Source organism: Brevibacterium oceani, from assembly GCF_013623835.1.
GTDB lineage: Bacteria > Actinomycetota > Actinomycetes > Actinomycetales > Brevibacteriaceae > Brevibacterium > Brevibacterium oceani.
This window is the reverse complement of record NZ_JABKDE010000001.1, coordinates 462,500-481,695: the sequence shown is the minus strand read 5'-3', so window position 1 is coordinate 481,695 and position 19,196 is coordinate 462,500. Positions and strand designations below refer to the sequence as shown.

General features: G+C 65.5%; 17 protein-coding genes. 9 read left to right on the top strand and 8 right to left on the bottom strand.

Going from position 1 to position 19,196, the window contains the following annotated elements; translation table 11 throughout:
- Window positions 1-127: 127 nt before the first annotated feature.
- From HK401_RS02300 to HK401_RS02285, 4 genes are read right to left on the bottom strand one after another with little or no spacing between them, the layout of a single operon-like run.
- The gene (locus HK401_RS02300; protein ID WP_181273024.1) at window positions 128-931 is read right to left on the bottom strand and encodes an ABC transporter permease; all 804 of its coding nucleotides are present in this window, start codon (window positions 929-931) and stop codon (window positions 128-130) included.
- An 8-nt stretch (window positions 932-939) separates the two neighbouring features.
- On the bottom strand, window positions 940-1,794 hold the full coding sequence (locus HK401_RS02295) for an ABC transporter permease (protein ID WP_181273023.1): 855 nt from the start codon (window positions 1,792-1,794) through the stop codon (window positions 940-942).
- Window positions 1,795-1,845: 51 nt separating this feature from the next.
- Window positions 1,846-3,030, bottom strand: coding sequence for an ABC transporter substrate-binding protein (locus HK401_RS02290; RefSeq protein ID WP_181273022.1), 1,185 nt, complete (start codon window positions 3,028-3,030; stop codon window positions 1,846-1,848).
- Window positions 3,031-3,062: 32 nt separating this feature from the next.
- Complete coding sequence (locus tag HK401_RS02285; protein WP_181273021.1) at window positions 3,063-4,091, bottom strand: ABC transporter ATP-binding protein; 1,029 nt, start codon at window positions 4,089-4,091, stop codon at window positions 3,063-3,065.
- Between the two features lie 97 nt (window positions 4,092-4,188).
- On the opposite strand from HK401_RS02285, the gene HK401_RS02280 reads away from it, so the two are divergent.
- The 3 genes from HK401_RS02280 to HK401_RS02270 all read left to right on the top strand — a co-directional run bounded on the left by HK401_RS02280 (window position 4,189) and on the right by HK401_RS02270 (window position 7,637).
- Window positions 4,189-4,950, top strand: a complete 762-nt coding sequence (locus tag HK401_RS02280; protein WP_181273020.1) for a GntR family transcriptional regulator — start codon at window positions 4,189-4,191, stop codon at window positions 4,948-4,950.
- Window positions 4,937-5,638 (top strand): cache domain-containing protein, encoded by a 702-nt coding sequence (locus HK401_RS02275; protein WP_181273019.1) that lies wholly within the window; start codon window positions 4,937-4,939, stop codon window positions 5,636-5,638. The genes HK401_RS02280 and HK401_RS02275 overlap by 14 nt, the downstream gene beginning before the upstream one ends.
- A gap of 217 nt (window positions 5,639-5,855) precedes the next feature.
- On the top strand, window positions 5,856-7,637 hold the full coding sequence (locus HK401_RS02270; RefSeq protein ID WP_181273018.1) for a DEAD/DEAH box helicase: 1,782 nt from the start codon (window positions 5,856-5,858) through the stop codon (window positions 7,635-7,637).
- Between the two features lie 160 nt (window positions 7,638-7,797).
- Here HK401_RS02270 and crtI read toward each other — a convergent pair whose 3' ends face one another.
- The 3 genes from crtI to HK401_RS02255 are packed head-to-tail and all read right to left on the bottom strand — an operon-like array spanning window position 7,798 to window position 11,491.
- Window positions 7,798-9,405 (bottom strand): phytoene desaturase family protein, encoded by a 1,608-nt coding sequence (crtI, locus tag HK401_RS02265; RefSeq protein ID WP_181273017.1) that lies wholly within the window; start codon window positions 9,403-9,405, stop codon window positions 7,798-7,800.
- Window positions 9,402-10,328 carry a phytoene/squalene synthase family protein gene (locus HK401_RS02260; RefSeq protein ID WP_181273016.1) on the bottom strand — a complete coding sequence of 309 codons (927 nt, stop codon included), beginning with the start codon at window positions 10,326-10,328 and terminating at the stop codon, window positions 9,402-9,404. The genes crtI and HK401_RS02260 overlap by 4 nt, the downstream gene beginning before the upstream one ends.
- Window positions 10,325-11,491, bottom strand: a complete 1,167-nt coding sequence (locus HK401_RS02255; protein WP_181273015.1) for a polyprenyl synthetase family protein — start codon at window positions 11,489-11,491, stop codon at window positions 10,325-10,327. The genes HK401_RS02260 and HK401_RS02255 overlap by 4 nt, the downstream gene beginning before the upstream one ends.
- Before the next feature lie 115 nt (window positions 11,492-11,606).
- On the opposite strand from HK401_RS02255, the gene HK401_RS02250 reads away from it, so the two are divergent.
- Genes HK401_RS02250 through HK401_RS02230 form a run of 6 tightly spaced genes read left to right on the top strand, consistent with a single transcriptional unit; the run spans window position 11,607 to window position 17,475 of the window.
- Window positions 11,607-12,185, top strand: a complete 579-nt coding sequence (locus tag HK401_RS02250; RefSeq protein WP_181273014.1) for a MarR family winged helix-turn-helix transcriptional regulator — start codon at window positions 11,607-11,609, stop codon at window positions 12,183-12,185.
- A gap of 14 nt (window positions 12,186-12,199) precedes the next feature.
- Entirely contained in the window at window positions 12,200-13,519 is a 1,320-nt protein-coding gene (locus HK401_RS02245) for a cytochrome P450 (protein ID WP_309135887.1), read from the top strand.
- Window positions 13,516-13,965, top strand: coding sequence for a lycopene cyclase domain-containing protein (locus tag HK401_RS02240; protein ID WP_181273013.1), 450 nt, complete (start codon window positions 13,516-13,518; stop codon window positions 13,963-13,965). The genes HK401_RS02245 and HK401_RS02240 overlap by 4 nt, the downstream gene beginning before the upstream one ends.
- Entirely contained in the window at window positions 13,962-14,285 is a 324-nt protein-coding gene (locus tag HK401_RS20555) for a lycopene cyclase domain-containing protein (protein ID WP_258233913.1), read from the top strand. Before HK401_RS02240 ends, HK401_RS20555 begins: the two co-directional genes overlap by 4 nt.
- Window positions 14,282-15,964, top strand: coding sequence for an FAD-dependent oxidoreductase (locus HK401_RS02235; protein ID WP_309135886.1), 1,683 nt, complete (start codon window positions 14,282-14,284; stop codon window positions 15,962-15,964). The genes HK401_RS20555 and HK401_RS02235 overlap by 4 nt, the downstream gene beginning before the upstream one ends.
- Window positions 15,961-17,475, top strand: coding sequence for a cryptochrome/photolyase family protein (locus HK401_RS02230; RefSeq protein ID WP_181273011.1), 1,515 nt, complete (start codon window positions 15,961-15,963; stop codon window positions 17,473-17,475). The genes HK401_RS02235 and HK401_RS02230 overlap by 4 nt, the downstream gene beginning before the upstream one ends.
- Here HK401_RS02230 and HK401_RS02225 read toward each other — a convergent pair.
- Window positions 17,445-19,019: an SDR family oxidoreductase gene (locus HK401_RS02225; RefSeq protein WP_181273010.1), complete on the bottom strand. Its 1,575-nt coding sequence runs from the start codon at window positions 19,017-19,019 to the stop codon at window positions 17,445-17,447. The two genes, HK401_RS02230 and HK401_RS02225, sit on opposite strands and share 31 nt — an antisense overlap.
- Window positions 19,020-19,196 lie beyond the last annotated feature (177 nt).

Here is a 19,196-nt window from a genome sequence, read left to right as displayed (position 1 = left end):
AGCGCCAAGGTTCGAAGCTCCCCGCGCGATCCGCAGCCGTAGTTCCGATGGACCGTGCGCTGGTGGCGATGCCGAAGTCCGCGGCCGCCCTCTTTACCGAGGCAGCTCTTGACCGGTCATTCGACCGTCAGGCCACGCCCGTCGCCGCCTTTCCGCCGATACGGTTCGCCAACGTGATCGGGATGATCGACACGATGACGAGGAAAGTCGCGATGACGTTGACGATCGGGGCCTGATTCGGTCGGAACATATTGTCGAAGATCCAGATCGGCAGAGTCTGCACCCCGGTACCGGCAGTGAACTGAGTGACGATGATTTCGTCGAAAGAGAGCCCGAATGCCAGCAGACCGCCGGCCAGCAGTGCGCTTCTCAGCTGAGGGAAGGTGACCAGCCTGAACGTGGTGAAGGCGTCGGCACCCAGATCCATGGCCGCATCCCTGAGGTTGCCGGACATCCTGCGCATGCGCGCGAATACGTTGTTGTAGATCGTGACGATGCAGAAGGTCGCGTGAGCCACGATCACCGTCATCAGCCCCAATCGCATGCCCAACATCGTGGTGAAGGCGTTGTTCAATGCGATACCGGTGATGATTCCGGGCAGCGCGATCGGCAGGACGATGAGGAGGTTGACTCCTTCTTTTCCGAAGAATTCGAACCGGTCGAGCGCCAAGGAGGCGAGCGTCCCCAGGACGAGAGCAATGACGGTGGCGCATGCCGCGACCACCAGGCTGGTACCCAACGCTGACAGAGCCACCTTGTCGCTGAATGCTCTGATCCACCACTCGAAGGTGAAGGACTGCGGGGGCCACCCCAGTGACTGACTGGCGTTGAATGAGTTGATGACGACGATGATCAGAGGAATGTAGACGAACGCCAAGACGGCGCAGACGATCACACTGAGCACGGCTTTGACCGGTGCGGGAATACGCATGGGAGCTCCTACAGATTCTTCAGGGCGCCGGTTCGGCGAACTGCAGTGAGGTAGATGACGATGACGACGATCGGGATGAATGCGGTTGCAGCAGCCAGCGGCATATTCCCTCCGGTTCCGACGTTGGCATAGATCAGGGTTCCCAGCAGCTGCTGGGAGCCGCCGACGATCTGCACGGCGATATAGTCACCCAGGGTCAACGAGAACGAGAAGATCGAACCGGCGATGACAGAGGGCCATACCAGAGGGACGATGACCGCGGTGAACGTATTCCAGCCCTTTGCCCCGAGGTCGCCTGCCGCCTCGATGAGGTTGTCGGGAATCCGCTCGAACCCGGTATAGACGGGCATCACGACGTATGGCAACCAGATATAGGACATCGTGATGATCGTTGCGATCAGCCCCAGGCCGGGCGAGATCCCCAATGAGTCAAGGAGCCCGTGCGGCGAGACGATGGTTCGCCAGGCATAAGCCTTGACCAGATAGGCGGCCCACAGCGGCATGAGGAACGCGACGACGAGCGCTCCGCGCAGCCGTGGGCCGGCTACCTTGGACATGAAGTATCCGACCGGCAGGGCGATGACCACATCGATGATCGTGACGGATACTGCAATGATGAGCGTCCTCACCGTCACTGCCCGATAGAGCGCTTCGGTGAAGACCGCCGTGAAATTGCCCAGGGTCCAGTCCTGGACGACCTGCCCGGTGAAGCTGTCCGTCGACCAGAAAGCGGTCACCAGCAGCAATAGCAGGGAGACGATGTAGATGAGGACGAGCCAGGCCAGCGGTGCCGCAAGCAGGGCAGTCAGAGACAGCTTTCGATGTGTTGCGAAGAAGCTCGAAAGTCGACGTGACGCTGTCATGGGCGGAGCGGGGAGCCGCCCTTCAGCTCTGCTGGTCTGACTCATTGTCAATCACCCCTTGATCTGTTGCCAGGCTTTGGTCCAGGCGGAGTAGTCGGTGCATTTGACGTCGGTGCGTCCGTCCAGGCACTCCGTCACCGGTGTCGTCCAATACCAGATGCCTTCCGCGTACTTCTTGTCGCCGGCATGGTAGTTGTCGCAGAAGTTCGGATCTTTGGCCTCCTCGCAGGCTCCTGGATTGTTCGGCGCCTCACCGAAGTATTCGGTGGCAGCGGCCGAGCCTTTTGCGCTGGTCATGTAGTCGAGCCACTTGTACGAACACGTCGGATGCTCCGTCTTCGACGAGATCATCCAGGTGTCGCTCCACCCCGTCGTCCCCTCATCTGGAACGACCGAGCCGAACTTCTTCGGATCGAGTTCGTTCATCGTCACCTGCCAGCCGGTGCCGGCGACGACCGAGCCGTTCTCGAACCCTTGCAGAGACTTCAGATAGTCGGACCAGTATTCAGCCACATTGGGCTTCTGTTTCTTGAGCAGTTCGACTGCGGCGTCCAACTGCTTCTCGTCGAGCGAATACGGGTTCTTGATCCCCAGATCAGGCTGATGCTCCATCAGATAGACCGCTGCGTCGGCGATATAGATGGGCGAGTCATAAGCGGTGATCTTGCCTTTGTGCTCGTCGGCCTTGTCGAAAACGACATCCCACGAGGTCGGCGCCTTGTCGAATTCCTTCTTGTTGTACATCAGCAGATTGGCGCCATAGCCGTGTGGAACTCCATAGTTCTTTCCGTCCCGGGAGTTCCAATCCCGATCCTTGAGGAAGTCGTAGACGTTCTCGTAGTTCGGAACGAGGTCGTTGTTGATGGGCTGGACATCGCCTGCGGCGATGAGGCGCAGCGAGAGGTCCCCCGAGGCGGCGACCACGTCGATGCCGCCCTGCTTCATCAGATTGAAGGCTTCATCGCTGGTGCCATAGGTCTGAGCATTGACCTTGCACCCGGTGTCTTTCTCGAATGGCGTCACCCAGTCGGCGTCGGGATCGTTCGAGCCGTCTTCGACATAACCCGGCCAGGCCAGAATCGAGACCTCCCCTTCGGGGTCACCGAGTTCTTTGAGCTCTTCGGTGTCGGCGTCGGAACTGCCTCCCGATGCCGTACCGCAGGCGCTGAGCCCCAGCGACAATGCCAGGGCCGCGGCGGCAGCTACGCCGACTCCGGCGCGTCTTCTCAGTTTCATCTCACTTTTCTCCTTCATCCTTCACTGGCGGTTCAGGCCGCTGAGAGACCGTCTGTCCGGAGTTTCCGAACGTCCGCATCGTTGAAATCAATCGCCACCGCGTCTCCGATTTCACGGTTCGGCGATCCTGCCGGTTCGAGCACAGAGATCTCGAGTTCCTCGACATCGACGATCGTCCGGTGGCTCGAGCCGATGAACATCCGATTGCGCACGGTTCCGGACAGCCTGCCGGGACGGCCCGATTCCGCCGCGATGAAGCGGAGGTTCTCCGGACGGATGGTGTAGGTCCCCGACAGCCCCAGAAGCCTGTGAGCGGCTTGTTCATCGAACAGGTTCGACGTACCCACGAAGGACGCCACGAATTCGGTCGCGGGGGCGCTGTAGAGATTCTCGGGGGTGTCGACCTGCTGGATCCTTCCGTCGTTGAATACCGCGATCCGATCCGACAACGTCAGCGCCTCCTCCTGATCGTGAGTGACGAAGACGAAGGTGATCCCGAGGTTCCGCTGCAGATCTTTGAGCTCGATCTGCATCTGCTCGCGCAGCTTCTTGTCCAGTGCACCCAGGGGTTCATCGAGCAGGAGCACCTTCGGGTCGACGACGAAGGCGCGCGCAAGTGCCACACGTTGCCGCTGTCCGCCGGAGAGTTCGCCCGGACGGCGGGTTTCTAAGGCTCCCAGCCGCATCCGCTCCAGTGCTTCCCGGGCCAACTGACGTCGCTTGGCCTTGGCGATGCGGCGCACGCGCAATCCGAACTCGACGTTTTCAATCACGTTCAGGTGGGGGAAGAGAGCGTAGTCCTGAAAGACCGTGTTGACGTCACGATCGTACGACGCCAAGTGATGCACCGGCTTGCCGGCCAGCTCGATCGTTCCCGCAGTGGGTTCATCGAAGCCCGCGATCAACCGGAGGACGGTGGTCTTCCCCGACCCCGACGGGCCGAGCATGGAGAAGAACTCCCCCTCGGCAATGTCCAGATCGACGCCATCGACCGCGGCGACCTCACCGAACCTGCGCTCGACCCCGCGGAGCGAGATCGCCATACCGGAGGACTCTGTCATCACACTCTCCTTGAACTCTTGATGTGTTGCAGATCATACAAACACATGAAACCATATGTTTCAAGGATTTCTCAGCCTGTATTCGGACAATGGAGATATGGATGATCGCCGCTCCGACTCGCCAGTCACCGCAGCCATCTATGCGCCGATCGGGGACAAAGCGCTTGTTCCCCGAATCCGGCAGCGACTCGAGGACGCAATCGCTACCGGCGTCCTCGCCCCCGGTGATCGCCTCCCTGGAGAATCAACTCTGGCATCGCGTTTCCGCGTCTCTCTCGTCACCGTCAGGGAGGCCCTCCAGCAGCTTCGGGCCACCGATCTTCTGCATACGCGACAAGGGCGTGGCGGCGGCAGCTTCGTGGCCGCCGACTCCGTCCAGATTCGCGGCCTGCTCGAGAGCCGCATTCGGGCTCTCTCCCGTGCCGAGATCAATGACTTCGCTGTCTACTACCGAGCCATCACGGACGCTGTTCTCAATACGATCGCGCAGATGGGACTCGAGCAGAACCTCGTGGGAGTCAGAGAGTCGTTTCTTCGAGCAGTGCCGCAAGACGGCGCGGCGGCTCGATCCGTGCAGGGCGGATTGGATCTGCGTTTGGCGGGAGAGGCTCAGTCGGTCCGCCTCGTCCACGAGCAGATCCGCATTCAGAACGAGTTCGGTGCACTGCTGTGGATGGGACTGGATGACCCCGATCTTCGCGAGTCGATCTTCAGCTCCCATGAATCGATGCTCGACGAGATGATCTCCGGGGACACTGCATCCGCGATAGAGGCCCGCGAGGCGGCTGTTAACATCTCACTGAGGTGGCTGTTGTCCCGACGCAATGACGCACATAGGCAAGAACGTGAAAACAATTGATCAGAAATCTGCCCTGGCCAGAGTGATCCAGTCGATCACCGCTTGGCAGAACGACGTACCCGAGACGATCGATCGCCTCGCCGAAGCGGCGATCGAGGCGATCTCTTCCGATCCGCGCACCGTCGAACGTCAGGTCGAAAAGGTCGCCTTCGACGTCCTTACGTCGACCGACCGCTTCGCCGGCGCCGGAATCGTGAGTATTCATCCCACTGTGACGGCTCGAGCGAGATCACTGATGTGGTGGGTCGCTCAACCCGCCGCGGGACGGTCCGAACCCATTCCGCTGGATGCCGATCTCACCGAACTCGGAACCTACCAGTCAGGACTCGAAGAGATCGAGTGGTACCGCGTCCCGGCGGCGACCCGTCAGGGGCACATGACCGGCCCGTTCGTCGACTACATGTGCACCGACCAATTTGCGTTCACATTCACTGCTCCCGTGGAGATCTCGGGTGAGCTCTATGGCGTGGCAGGGATCGATATGACGGTTCGCAGCCTGGAGAACGAGATCGAAACCCTCCTCGAGGCACTCAGCGACAACGCCATCCTCCTGGCCAATCACAATCTTGTGGCCATCAGTCTCGACCCTCGTTTTGCCACTGGCAGCAGACTCAAGCCCAGGGACTTGGAGACCTACTCCATCATCGAGGTGCCCGGCGCCGCGTTGTCCATCGCCGTTCCTCACTGACCCGGTGAGACCGGACGTTCCGGCACGAACCGACCGACAGCAGCTCCGCGAATTCTGCTCCTGGCCGCTCCCCCGCTATACTGGAAACACTTGCGAACCCGTTCTCGGGTTCCCTGCGTCGTCAGGACGCCTCGTCTCTGCAGCTGGGTGAGATCACCCGCGCATATTCCGAAGCCGTTTTCTCTCGGCGATCGAGAGCGCCGACAGCGCTCATTCCATGACCGGAAGCGGCTGCCTGCCACCCAACCACGGCACCGGCACGCCCTCCGGCACGTCGAAGGGCCATCCCATCACAACGTCACAGACACGCACCACCGACCGCAGCTCCTCCAACGGCCGCAGCGGCACCACCACCCGCACCAAGAAGACCGCGGCATCGACCTCGTTCGCCGAACTCGGCGTCCCACAGAAACTCGTCGCCACCCTCGGCCGTGAGGGAAAGACGTCCGCCTTCCCTATCCAGCAGGACACCCTTCCGGACACCCTGTCCGGCCGCGACGTGCTCGGCCGCGGCAAGACCGGATCCGGCAAGACCCTGGCCTTCTCCATTCCGCTGGTCGCCCGCCTCGCCGAATCGCAGGCTGCCGGCGACCGATCCAACCGCACCCGCCAACCCCGCGGACTCGTCCTCGCCCCCACCCGTGAGCTCGCCACCCAGATCACCGACGTCATCGACCCGCTGGCCAAGGCCGTCGGCCTGAAGACGGCGACGATCTTCGGCGGAGTCAAACAGCGCCGTCAGGAGGATGCACTGCGCTCCGGCGTCGACATCGTCGTCGCCTGCCCTGGCCGCCTCGAGGACCTGCTCAACCAGGGTGTCCTCACGCTCGAGCACATCGAGGTCACTATCCTCGACGAGGCCGACCACATGGCCGACCTCGGCTTCCTGCCCGGCGTCACCCGCATCCTCAAGCAGACCCCCACAGAGGGTCAGCGGATGTTCTTCTCCGCCACCCTGGACAACGACGTCGACAAGCTCGTGCGTCGCTTCCTGCACAATGAGGTCCTCCACTCCGTCGACGAGGCGACCTCGCACGTCTCGGCCATGACCCACCACGTGTTCGAGGTCGCGGTCGATGACAAGAACGCGCTCGTCCACAAGCTCGCTTCGGGCACCGGTCGCCGCATCCTCTTCACCCGCACGAAGCACCGGGCCAAGCGCTTCGCCCGCCAGCTCACCGCCGCCGGTATCCCTGCTGTCGACCTCCACGGCAACCTGTCCCAGGGCGCCCGCGACCGCAACCTCGCCGCGTTCACCAATGGTGATGCGAAGGTGCTCGTGGCCACGGACATCGCCGCCCGCGGCGTCCACGTCGACTCCGTCGAGCTCGTCGTCCACGTCGATCCCCCGACCGAGCACAAGGCGTACCTGCACCGTTCGGGTCGCACCGCTCGTGCCGGCAGCGCCGGTGACGTCGTCACCGTGATGACGCCCGATGAGCGCAAGGACACCCAGATCCTGCTCCGCAAGGCCGCCATCAAGGCGACCCCGAAGAAGGTCGCCGCCGACTCCCCCGAGGTGACCGAGCTCGTCGGTGAGATCGCCGAGTATGTCGAACCGCAGCCGAAGGAACCGACACAGCCGCGGAAGAAGACCGAACCGGCAACGTCGAATGGTCGTTCATCCCGCCGTCGCCGAGGTGGCCGTGGCGGACGCGGCGGAAGCTCAGGACGCGATGGCGCCGGCAACAGCGGCACCGATCGCAGCCGCGAGAACTCAGGTGCCGCCGGTGGCGGTCGCAGCAGCGAATCCCGTCGTGGCGGGAGCAGCGGCCGAGGCCGGGGTACCGGACACAGCGGCGAGGGCAATAGTCGCCGCGATAACTCCCGCGGCGGCCGTTCCGGCAGTGGCCGGTCGGGCGGTCAGCGCTCGGGTGACTCGAGCCGTCAGCCGAGCAGCCGCCGCGCCTCCGACTCTCGTGGCACCAGCCCCGAGACCCGTCGCCGCAACCGCACCCGCGCCGGAGGCTCACAGCAGGTCTACTCGACCAGCAGCTGAGCTCGCGGGAACTCCACACCGGCTCCTCACTGGGGGTCTCGGCGTGCACCCCAAGCTTTTCGGCGGCGACCCCGCCTTTTCACCACACTTGACGCCGGTTAGCCCAGTTTCGAAACTGGGCTAACCGGCGTCAAGTGTGCCGCGAGGAAGTCCCTCTACATCACAAGGGCATCGGCCCTGCCGAGTGGTCCCCGCGGATGCGCTTGGCGACGACCTCGGCGCTGATGAGGCACATCGGCACACCGATGCCCGGCGCGGTCGTCGCCCCGGCGTAATAGAGCCCATCGACGCGTCGTGACTGGTTCTGCATTCGCAGGAATGCGCTCTGGCGAAGCGTGTGCGCCGGCCCGAGCATTCCCCCTTTCCAGGAGTGGAAGTCCCGCGCGAAATCGGCCGGGCCGACGGTCCTGCGGACTCTGATCCGACTGCGCAGATCCTCGACTCCCGCCCACAATCCGATGCGCTCGATCGCGGCATCGACCGCTTCCTCGAGGACGGCAGCCCCGTCACCGTCCGATCCCCCGCTGCCGATCTCCACGTCCGCCGGGACCGGAATGAGAACGAAGAGATTCTCGCACCCGCCCGGTGCGACCGCGGGATCCGTGGCGCTGGGTTTGCACACGTACAGCGACGCAGGATCGGGGGTCCTCTGCTCGGTGCCGAAGATCGCCTGCAGATTCGCCTCCCACTCATCGGTGAAGAACAGCGAGTGATGCCCGAGTTCGGGCAGCCCACCGTCGACACCGAGCATCGCGATGATCGCCCCGGGTCCGCTCTCGACCTGTGACCACGCCGATTCGGGATAGGTGCGCAGCTGCGGGGGAAGCAACTCGGTCTCGGTGTGGTGCAGGTCGGCCGCCGAGACCACGAGGTCGGCCAGCTCGACGTGCGATCGCCCCTCGTTATCCGTCCAGCGGACTCCGCTGACAGCCGCTCGACCGCCGCCGACACCTGATCGACCGCTGCTGACGGCCGCTCGACCGTTCCTCTCCTGCGTCATCACCTCGGTCACCTCCGCCGAGGTGACCACCGTGACCCCGGCCTCGCGAGCCAGTACCTCCATACGTTCGACGAGAGCCCAGAACCCGCCCATCGGATAGAAGACACCCTGGTCCAGATCGAACGCACTCAAGAGGTGATAGATCGCCGGCGCCCGATTCGGATCGGTGCCGAGGAACACAGCAGGATACGTCAGAATCCGACGCAGAATCGGTTCCCTGAACCGCCGCTCCACGAATCCAGCCAGCGGCCGCAACAGCAGTCTGGTCAGCTCCGGCACTGACCGGAGAACGTCCAGCCCGAGCATCGATGTCACCCGCGCGAAGGGGTTGTAGAGGAAGCGTCGGCGGGCGACGTCGGCGGTCATGCCCGCCGACCGCAAATATTTCCGCACCGCGTTGCCTGCGCCGGGTTCGATGCTCTCAAACAGTTGAGCCACCGCTTCGACCCCGTGCGGCACCGTCACGCTGCGCAGACCGGCCGCTTCATCGGGTTCTGAGAAGACCTGATACCCCGGGTCGAGAAGTCGCAGATCCAGCTGCGCGTCCGTGTTCGTTCCCAACAGCGCGAAGAAGTGGTCGTAGACCTCCCGCATGAGGAACCACGAGGGTCCCGTGTCGAATCGGAACCCCTGCTCCTCAATACTGCCGGCCCTCCCGCCGAGGTGGTCCCCACGTTCGAGGACGGTCACCTCGTGACCGTCGCGGGCCAAGAGCGCCGAGGTGGCGAGCCCGGCGATTCCTCCGCCGATGACGTTCACCCGGCTCATCGTTTCACCCCCTGCCGCACTTCATACATCGACCGGAGGACGAGTGCAGCCTTGTGTGGGCCGGCCACGCGGATGCGTCGACGCGGGAGCTCGGCGGCCGGCACCACGGCCAGCCTGTCGGTCAGTGCCGAGAACAGTCGCAGCGCGCAGAGGACCGCCAGTCGGGCGTCGCCGGGCAGCAGCGGAATCGTCTGCGCGGCAGCATCGAGCTGTTCGCGGATCGAGTCGATCCACCGCTCCTTTGCCCGGGCGCTGACCGTGCCCGTCTCGCTGAGGTAGCTGCGCCCCAGGCGCTGCGTGTCATCGCCGAGGTCGCGCAGGAAGTTGACGTTCTGGAATGCGGCGCCGAGGCTGCGCGCACCGTGGACCAGCCGCCGTTCCCTATCAGACGAGCAGTCCTCGTCACGGATGAAGATCCGCAGGCACATCAGCCCGACCACCTCCGCAGACCCGTAGACGTAGTCGGCGTGGTCGTCGGGGCCGAAGCCCACCTGCTCGGCAGCCTCGGTGATCTGCGGATCCGAGGGCGTCAGCTGCAGGTCGGTGCGCATCGAGGCGAAGAACGGTCGGGTCAGTTCGGCACCGAAGCCTGATGCTCGTGCGGTGCGCGCGAAGGCGTGGATGATCGGGTTGCTGCTGTATCCCAGGCGCATTCCGCTTTCGGTCTCGGCTTCGAGTTCGTCGAGCATCCGCCGCTGTTGGTCGGCGGAAACACCCGCCTCGGCGGCCACCCCGTCGACGAGTTCGTCCGCGACCCGGACCAGTGCGTAGATGTTGCGCACATGGTCCCGGTGACGGGGCCCGAGCAGTCGCGTCGCGAGTCCGAAGGACGTCGAATAGGCCCCGATGACCGATTTCGCGATCCGGTCCGACACTGAGGAATAGCGCCCGAGGGGACCCAAGCGGTCGACGCCGCGGCTCATGATCGTCTCCCGTCGAGGGCACCGATGAGGTCGTCGAGGAGCAGCACCATGTCCGTACCGAGGAGGTCCGCTTCGGTCGCAAAGAGCTCGCGCGCATTCGCCGACAGCTCGTCGACGAGAGCACGGACCTCGGCCTCCGCCCCACAGTCGGAGAGCAGCGAGCGCATCTGCGCACCTTCACCAGCACCGAGGCTGCCGACACCGAAGTGCGGTTCGATGAGCGGCCAGGCGGTGCTGCGTCGGGCAAGGGCGATGATCGCGGTCTCCTTGCCCTCGCGCAGGTCTGAATAGGGGTCCTTGCCATGGTCGTCGGAATGGCCGAAGACCGAGAGCAGATCGTCCTGAAGCTGATAGGCCAGGCCCAGGAGGGATCCCACCTGTCCGAGGAGCGCCTCGGCTTCGGGTTCGAGTCCGGTGAGGATGGCGGCCGATCGCAGAGGAAGTTCGAAGGAGTACGTCGCCGTCTTCTGACGGCTCATCTCCACGACCTCGGCCAACTCCGGACGCATACGACCGGCGCTGAGGGCGACATCGGTCAGCTCTCCCGACACCGATTCGAGCACCGCCTGATCGAGCGCCTCGAGAAGCCGCTGCCCCGTCTGCCCCGGGCCCGCTTCGCGGAAGACGATTCGGTGAGCGGTCGACAGCAGCAGGTCGCCGACCAACATCGCCGTGCTGCGTGCGGCACGCAGCCGCGGCGGTGCCGCATGCAGCCGCGGCGCGCCAGTCGCGTCGAGCCCCGCGCCGTCGTCGGCCGCGACGCTTCCGTCAGACGCGGCACCTCGGTCGTCCTCCCACTCCTCGAGCAGGAGTCCGATGAAGTTCGGATGCCCCCGCCGCATGAGGTCGCCGTCGATGACATCGTCATGGAGGAGAAAGGCGAAATGGAGCAGCTCGACTGCAGCCGCGATGCGCACCGACCGGTCCCTCGCCTCGGCGTTCCGCTGGCCAGAGCCAGTCAGAGCGTCGACCGCCCCGACGAGCAGCCGCGGTCGCACCAGCTTGCCGCCGAGAACACAGCGCGAGGCCAGATCCCATGCGTGAGTCGCCGCGGAACCCAGGGTGGCGACCTGCTGCGCTCGAGCGTCCATTTCGCGCCTGATCTCGGACTCGATGTCTGAGGTGATGGAGGGGCCGAACGCGACGCCCGCGGCTGTGGTCATCGATGAGTCCTTCGTTCGAGGGTCAGTAGCCACAACGATATACTACACTTTGGTGTAATATAAACAGAAAGATATTCTTCTGCATTCGAGGGGAACCGATCAGTAAGATGGCGCCATGGAATCACCGGAGGTCGCGGACAGTCACGACCCGATCACAGCGAACATGTACACCGGCTCAGAGCACGGCTTTCCCGGTGACATCGTCGATTCCTCGGGCCTCTCGACCGCTGACCGAGAGCAGATCGCTCACCTCATGGACTCCCTGGCCCGACTCCGAGAGGCCGAGCGCGCCCTCTCCGACGCATCGCGGAAGTTCATGCACTTGAGCGAACAGGACATGCGTGCACTGCACTACCTCATCGCCGCGAAGCGCCAAGGTGAGGTGGTGACCCCGAAGATGCTCTCGGCACACATGAACATGTCGGCCGCCTCGGTGACGAAGCTGATCAACCGTCTGGAGCGCGACGGCCACGTGATCAGGGGCCTCCACCCCAGCGACCGCCGGGCCTACGCCATCATGGTCACCGAGAAGACGGCACGCTCGGCACGAGAGACGGTGGGCCGCTCACAGGCCCGACGCATCTACGCCGCCGCCCGCCTGACCAGCCGCGAACGCGACACCGTCATCCGCTTCCTCGACGGAATGTCAGACGAGCTGTCCCTGAGCAACGCCGACTGGGCGACCCAACCATGACGTCGGCTCCTCGAGTGCCGAGCCGCTCGGGAGCGAGCGAGCGCAAGGCCCTGCGCGACGACGAACCGACAGCTCCTCCCATCGAGACTGCCTCCTCCACCCGCAGCATGTGGCGGCTTCGTGCGTTCGCACCGGCCCGCCGGGTGTTGCGCGCCCGCGGACGCTCGACACAGGCGGGCTTCACCGCGGAGAAGATCCCCCGCGGACTCTTCCGCGCCCACCCGATCCTCATCTCCGACGGTCCGGCCCACGACCGGCAGCGCCGGGAGGTCGCCCGGTTCTTCGCCCCCGCCGTCATCGCCGACCGCTATGGCGAGCACATCGCCCAAGCCGCGCAGTCCATCGTCGACGAGGCCGTGGTCACCGGCCGGTGCCGACTCGACGAGGCGGCCCTGCACTTCGCCGTCGACGTCACCTCGCAGGTGGTCGGCCTCACCGAGTCCGATACCGACAGCATGGCCGCACGGCTCGTCGCCTTCTTCCGGCAGCCGCCGGTCGATCTCGCCGCAGAGAATTGGGGACGGACGAAACGCCAATGGATGCAGGCCGCGGTCAACGGCATCGTGCCGCTCGTGCGCTTCTTCACCCACGATGTGCGCCCGGCCATCCGCGCCCATCGGCGCGAGCACCGCGGCGATGTCATCTCTCATCTGCTCGATTCCGGGCACAGAACCGGTGACATCCTCGTCGAATGCCTCACCTACGGCACCGCGGGGATGGTCACGACCCGCGAGTTCATTGCGATGGCCTGCTGGCATCTGCTCGAGAACGAAGAACTCCGGCGGGACTACCTCGCGGCCGACCAGCCTCGGCGGCTGTCCATCCTCGAAGAGATCATCCGGGTCGAACCCGTCGTCGGGCATCTCTATCGACGCGCCACCTCGGCGATCGACATCGGCGACGACCACAGCACGACCTCAGCCGGCGACGAACACGATCACGCCACCATTCAGGCCGGGGACCTCATCGATGTCTGCGTGCGTGAGGCCAACGTCGATCCCGACGTCTACGGCGCGAACGCCGAGGCGGTCTGCCCGCACCGGAGCGGAACTGCCCCTGCCGCGGGCCTGAGCTTCGGCGACGGCGCCCACGCTTGCCCCGGCAAGCCGTTGGCCCTGTTCGAGACCGATGTGCTGCTCCACCGGCTCCTCGCCTGCGAGCCTCGGCTGCTGACCGAGCCCACCATCGAGTGGGACGACCTCATCGAGGGCTATCGGATCCGCACCATCGACCTCGGCTTCGTCGTGCCCGCTCGCCCCGCACGTGCATCGCACGAACCCAGCACGCCCCGGGTCGCGCGGGCCACATCGCCCATCGAAGAGGCGAATCCATGATCGCCGCGTGGGACGGCCTCGCCGGTTGGCACGGCTTCAGCCATTGGGAATATCTCGCGCTCATGGGCGCCTGCGTGCTCATCACGCTGCCGCTCGAGTTCGTGTTCTCGGCGCGGGTGTACCGCCGGCTGCCGCTGCTGCTCAAGTCTCTGCTGCCGGTGGTCGTCGTCTTCGCCGTCTGGGACATCGTCGCCATCGCCCGAGATCACTGGACCTACGATCCGCGGTTCGTCACCGGCATCGACCTCGGCATCCTGCCGCTCGAGGAACTCGTGTTCTTCCTCGTCATCCCGGTCTGCGCGCTGCTCAGCTACGAGGCGGTCGGCACTGTGATCGGCTGGACCAAGCGGCACACCACCCGCCGGACGATCGCCGATCGCCCAACGCGCACTGCCCGCCCGATCCACGCCGATCCCCACCCGCCGGACGGAGGCGACAACCGATGACCCCTGAGTACACCGTGTGGACCGTCATCGGCATGCTCGTCGTCATCGGGCTCGAGCTCTTCGTCGTCCGCAGCGGCATCTTCCGCCGCGCACAGTACTGGTGCGCGCTGGCCATCTGCCTGGGATTCCAATGCCTCGTCGACGGGTGGCTGACGAAGCTGTCCGACCCGATCGTCATCTACAACCCGGAGGAATTCCTCGGCATCCGCTTCCCCTTCGACATCCCCATCGAGGACTTCGGGTTCGGCTTCGCCATGATCACCGCGGTTCTCATGCTCTGGCAGCGCGCCCTCAACCACCGCACCGAGGAGGCCCCGTGAACCCCCGCGACCGCCACGCCGTCCGCATCCCCGCCGTCCCCGGACGTGACCGTCTGCTCCGGCCGAAGACCGTGAGCGTCATCGGCGGCGGCATCGCTGGCCTGTCGGCGGCGACGATCCTGGCCGAACGGGGAGCCGCGGTCACGATCGTCGAATCCGGGCCCCGCCTCGGCGGGCGTGTCAGTGCGTGGCCGCTGGACGAGGGTCGGACGATGAGCCGCGGATTCCACGCGTTCTTCCGGCAGTACTACAACCTGCGCGACCTGCTGTCTCGCGCCGACCCTGACCTCGATCGTCTCCGACCGATCCCCGACTATCCCCTCACCCGCCGAGGTGGCCCCACCGATTCCTTCGCCTCGATTCCGCGGACTCCCCCGTTCAATCTCCTCGGGTTCGTCCTCGCGAGTCCCACCTTCTCCCTGCGCGGGCTGGCTGATGTCGACGTGCGCACGGCCCTCGAGTTCATCGATGTCGACTTCCCGAACTCGTTTTCTGTCTATGACGGGGAGTCGGCGGCGGCGTTCCTCGATCGCCTCCGTTTCCCCGAGCAGGCGCGCGACCTCGCCCTCGAGGTCTTCGCCCGATCCTTCTTCGCCGATCCCAACGAGTTCTCCGCTGGTGAGCTCGTCGCGATGTTCCACAGCTACTTCGCCGGGTCGGCCGAGGGGCTGCTCTTCGATGTCCCCGATGACGACTACGACACCGCCCTGTGGGCGCCGCTGGGGCGATACCTGCAGAGTCTGGGCGTGCGGTTCGAGACCGGCACCGAGGCTCGCACGATCTCCCGCACCCCACGCGGCTGGAGTGTTGAGACAACGAGTGCTGGTGACATCGACTCCGATGCCCTCGTTCTCGCTGCCGATCCGGCCGGGACACGGCGGCTGATCACCACGATCGAGGAGCATGCCGACGGTATTGATGACGACAGCACCGATGCCGGCCGCGCCTCGCAGGGCTCGAGGCCCGCGCGCGAATACGCGCCGACCAACTCGGGAGCCGAACGTGCGCGAACGCAGGACTGGTTCGCCCGAGTCGCCGGACAGCGCAACGCACCGGCGTTCGCCGTGCTGCGGCTCTGGTTCGCCGAGGCGGTCTCGGCCGAGCGGCCCGCGTTCCTGGGCACGAGCGGCTTCGCGCTGCTCGACAACGTCTCCGTGCTCGAACGATTCGAGGACGGTGCCGCCCGGTGGGCGAACGAGCGTTCCGGTTCCGTGGTCGAACTCCACGCCTACGCACTGACCGGCCAGGAGTCCGAGGACGAGCTCATCGGACGCCTGCTCACGGACCTGCACGAGGTATATCCGGAGACCCAGCAGAACGAGATCCTCCACCGCGAACTCCTCATCGAATCCGACTGCGGACTCACCGACACTCGCCCGTGGGGCGAGCGCCCCGGAGTGACCACCCCGCTGCCGGGCCTCGTCCTCGCCGGGGACCACATTCGGTGCGAACTGCCCGTGGCGCTCATGGAGCGAGCGGCAACCACCGGCTACCTCGCCGCCAATGAACTGCTCGCCGACTGGCGGGTCGAGGGCACTCCGATCTGGTCGCCACCCCGACAGGGTCTGCTGCGACGGGGACTGCTGGGGCGTCTGCGACGGGATCGCCGCCCTGAGGACCCGATGCGGCGTGACCGGCTTGGCAACGCGCACCGATCGAAGAAGGAGTCGAGCCGATGAGCGACAACCACCTGACCCTCGTCTGGTTCCGCGACGACCTGCGGTCGACCGATCACGAAGCACTGACGGCCGCACGCGCCGACGGCCAGGTGATCGGCATCTGGATCAGAGAGCAGCGTGACAGCGACGGCCTCGGACCCCGTCCGCTGGGAGCGGCGGCCCGCTGGTGGGCGCACGAATCCCTGCGCGCCCTGGCGTCCGAACTCGACGAGCTCGGAATCCCTTTGCTCTTCGCCGCAGGGCCCGCGGCAGGCATCATCCCGCAAGCGGCTGCGGACCTGAGCGTCGATGCCGTCCGCTGGTCACGTCGCTATGCGCCGGCCTCCCGCGACCTCGACGCAAAGATCAAGACCCTGCTCACCGATGCCGGCTGTGCCGTGCACTCCCATCCCGGAGCGCTGCTCGTCGAACCGTGGACGGTCAGCCCGCAGGGCGGTGACTTCTACAAGGTCTTCACCCCGTACTTCACCGCCGTACGCGATCGCGCGGTCGGGGACGTCCTCACAGGCCCGGCCAAGCAGAAACCGTTGTCCGATGCGCGACTGAAGTCGCTGAGCGACCACGACTGGGCGAAAGATCTCGACGGTCTCGGCCTCCGCGACGGGTCACACCCTCTCAACGGAAGCCGAACCGACTCAGGCGGCACCGGCACCGATCCCAGCGGTGCAGACACCGGCGGAACCACCTCGGCGACGGTTCCGCAATGGTGGAAGTCGACCGTCGCGCAGCATTGGTCTCCTGGCTGTCGGGAGGCCCAGCGGCAGTTGACAGGCCTTCGCGAGAGCATCGGCGGCTACGGCGACTCGCATGATGTCCCGGGCGACCCCGACAGCACCTCGGCACTGTCACCGCGGCTGCGATTCGGTGAGCTCTCCCCCAGGCAGGCCCTGGCGGCGGCACTCGACCTGCCGGACATCAGCGATGATGACCGGTATGCGTGGATCCGGCAGCTCTACTGGCGGGAGTTCTCCTGGCACCTGGCCTACCACCTGCCCCACGTCGAGTCCGAGCCGATGCGTCCGGAGTTCGCACGCTTCCCCTACGAGGACGATCCCGAAGCGCTGGAGCACTGGCAGAACGGGACGACCGGGATCCCGCTCGTCGATGCGGGCATGGCTCAGCTGTGGCAGACCGGGTGGATGCACAACCGAGTGCGGATGGCCACGGCGAGCTTCCTGACGAAGAATCTGCTCATCGGCTGGTGGCACGGTGAGCAGTGGTTCTGGGACACGCTCGTCGATGCCGATGAGGCCAACAATCCCGTGTCTTGGCAGTGGGTGGCCGGGTGCGGGGCCGACGCCGCCCCATACTTCCGGATCTTCAACCCCGAACGCCAGCGGGAGCGCTTCGACCCGCACGGCGAATACGTGAGCCGGTGGCTGGGGCAGGGTCCGGGCGGGCTCACCCGAGCCGAGCGGACCGGCGGGGACTGCGAGCCGATCGTCGACCTCAAGGCCTCACGCCAGGCGGCGCTGGCGGCCTATGACCGGATGAAGGCCGAGTCGGACTGAGCCCGCCGGCGCGCCTCGGCGGCGATGTTCTTCGCCATGGCGGGGAAGATGAACCGGTGGAAGGGAGCGACGAGAGCCCAGTAGAGGCGCCCGCGCACACCGGAGGGGATGAAGGTCGCCGTCTGGTGGTAGTCGCAGCTCCCGTCTGTGTCTGTGAGCTCGAATTCGAGCCAGGCGTAGCCGGAGACCTTCATCTCGGCGCGCAGCAGCAGGCGAGAGTTCGGTTCGAGCTCGTCGACTCGCCACCAGTCGACGGGGTCACCGATGCGCAGGGTGTCAGGCAGACGGCGGCCACGGTTGAGGCCCGCTCCCCCGACGGCTTTGTCCCAGACACCGCGGATCTTCCACGCCAGCGGCCACGAGTACCATCCATTCGCGCCGCCGATCCCCTCGATCACAGGCCACACCTCGGCTGCCGTGACGCCGGCGATCGTCGCCGAACGCTCATCGCTGCAGATGCGACGACCCGCCCACTGCGGATCGTTCGGTAAGGGCAGGGCCGCCTCGTCGAGCTCTCCGGCATCGGCGTCCCAGTTCGTGTCCACGGCACCTTCGACTTCGCGACGGAGGGCGAGCCGGACGGCGTCGGCGAACCCGATGAGCCCGGACCCGGGCGGCGGGATGACCGCGTCGACATCCTGGTCCGAAGCCACCGCGTCTTCCTGCAGGGATTGGACGAGCGGGAGGGTGAGGCTGAACGGAAGCGGGGTGACCAACCCGACCCAGATGCCTGACAGCGTCGGGGCGGGAAGGGGCAGCGCGATGACGTGGCGAGGTTTGAGCCCGGCCACCTCGGCGAAAGTGCGCATCACCTGCGCATAGGTGAGGATCTGACGCGAACCGATTTCGAAGGAGCGGTTGATCTCCTCGTCCACGTCGGCGGCGGCGACGAGGTAGTAGAGGGCATCGCGGACCGACAGCGGTTCGACGCGGTTGGACACCCAATCCGGGGCCGGCATCCAGCGCAGGGTCGTGGCGAGGTGGCGGATCATCTCGAACGACGCCGAGCCGGAGCCGATGATGATGCCGGCGTTGAAGACGATGGCGTCGACCGCGGAGTCGAGGAGGATCCGGCCGACGTTCGCGCGTGAGCGCATATGCTTCGAGAGTTCGCGGCCTTCGGGGTGGAGGCCGCCGAGGTAGACGATGCGGGAGACACCGGCAGAGGCGGCCGCCTCGGCGAATCGTGTGGCCGCCTCGGCCTCGTGTGCTTCGAAGTCACCGCCGGATCCCATGGAGTGCACGAGATAGTAGACGGTGTCGATGCCGTGGAGGCTCTCGCTCAGACCTTGACCGCTATCGAGGTCGACGGTGCGCACGTCGACGTCGGCTGCCCACGGCACCTGCTTGAGCTTCTCGGGTCGACGGACTCCGACGCGGACCTTGTGACCGGCCTGGAGCAGGCGGGGCACGAGGCGGCCGCCGATGTAGCCGGTCGCGCCGAGTACGAGGGTGCGGCGCGGGTTGCGAGTCTCCTGGATGATCTCGTCATCCGGTGTCGTCGAGTGCTCGGAGCTCGGTCGGTTGGTCGTCGGTCGGTTCATCGGTGCCTCCTTCCAGACTGCCGAGAGCGGCCGTCAGGACACGAGTCTACACAATCTATTATCCCCTGGGATACTATCAACCTTGAGGCCATAAAGGACGGGGCGCCGCATGGCAGCGACGCCCCGTCCAGTTCTGGTCGAGGTATCGGTCAGCTGTCGGTCCTGTGATCGTCGGCG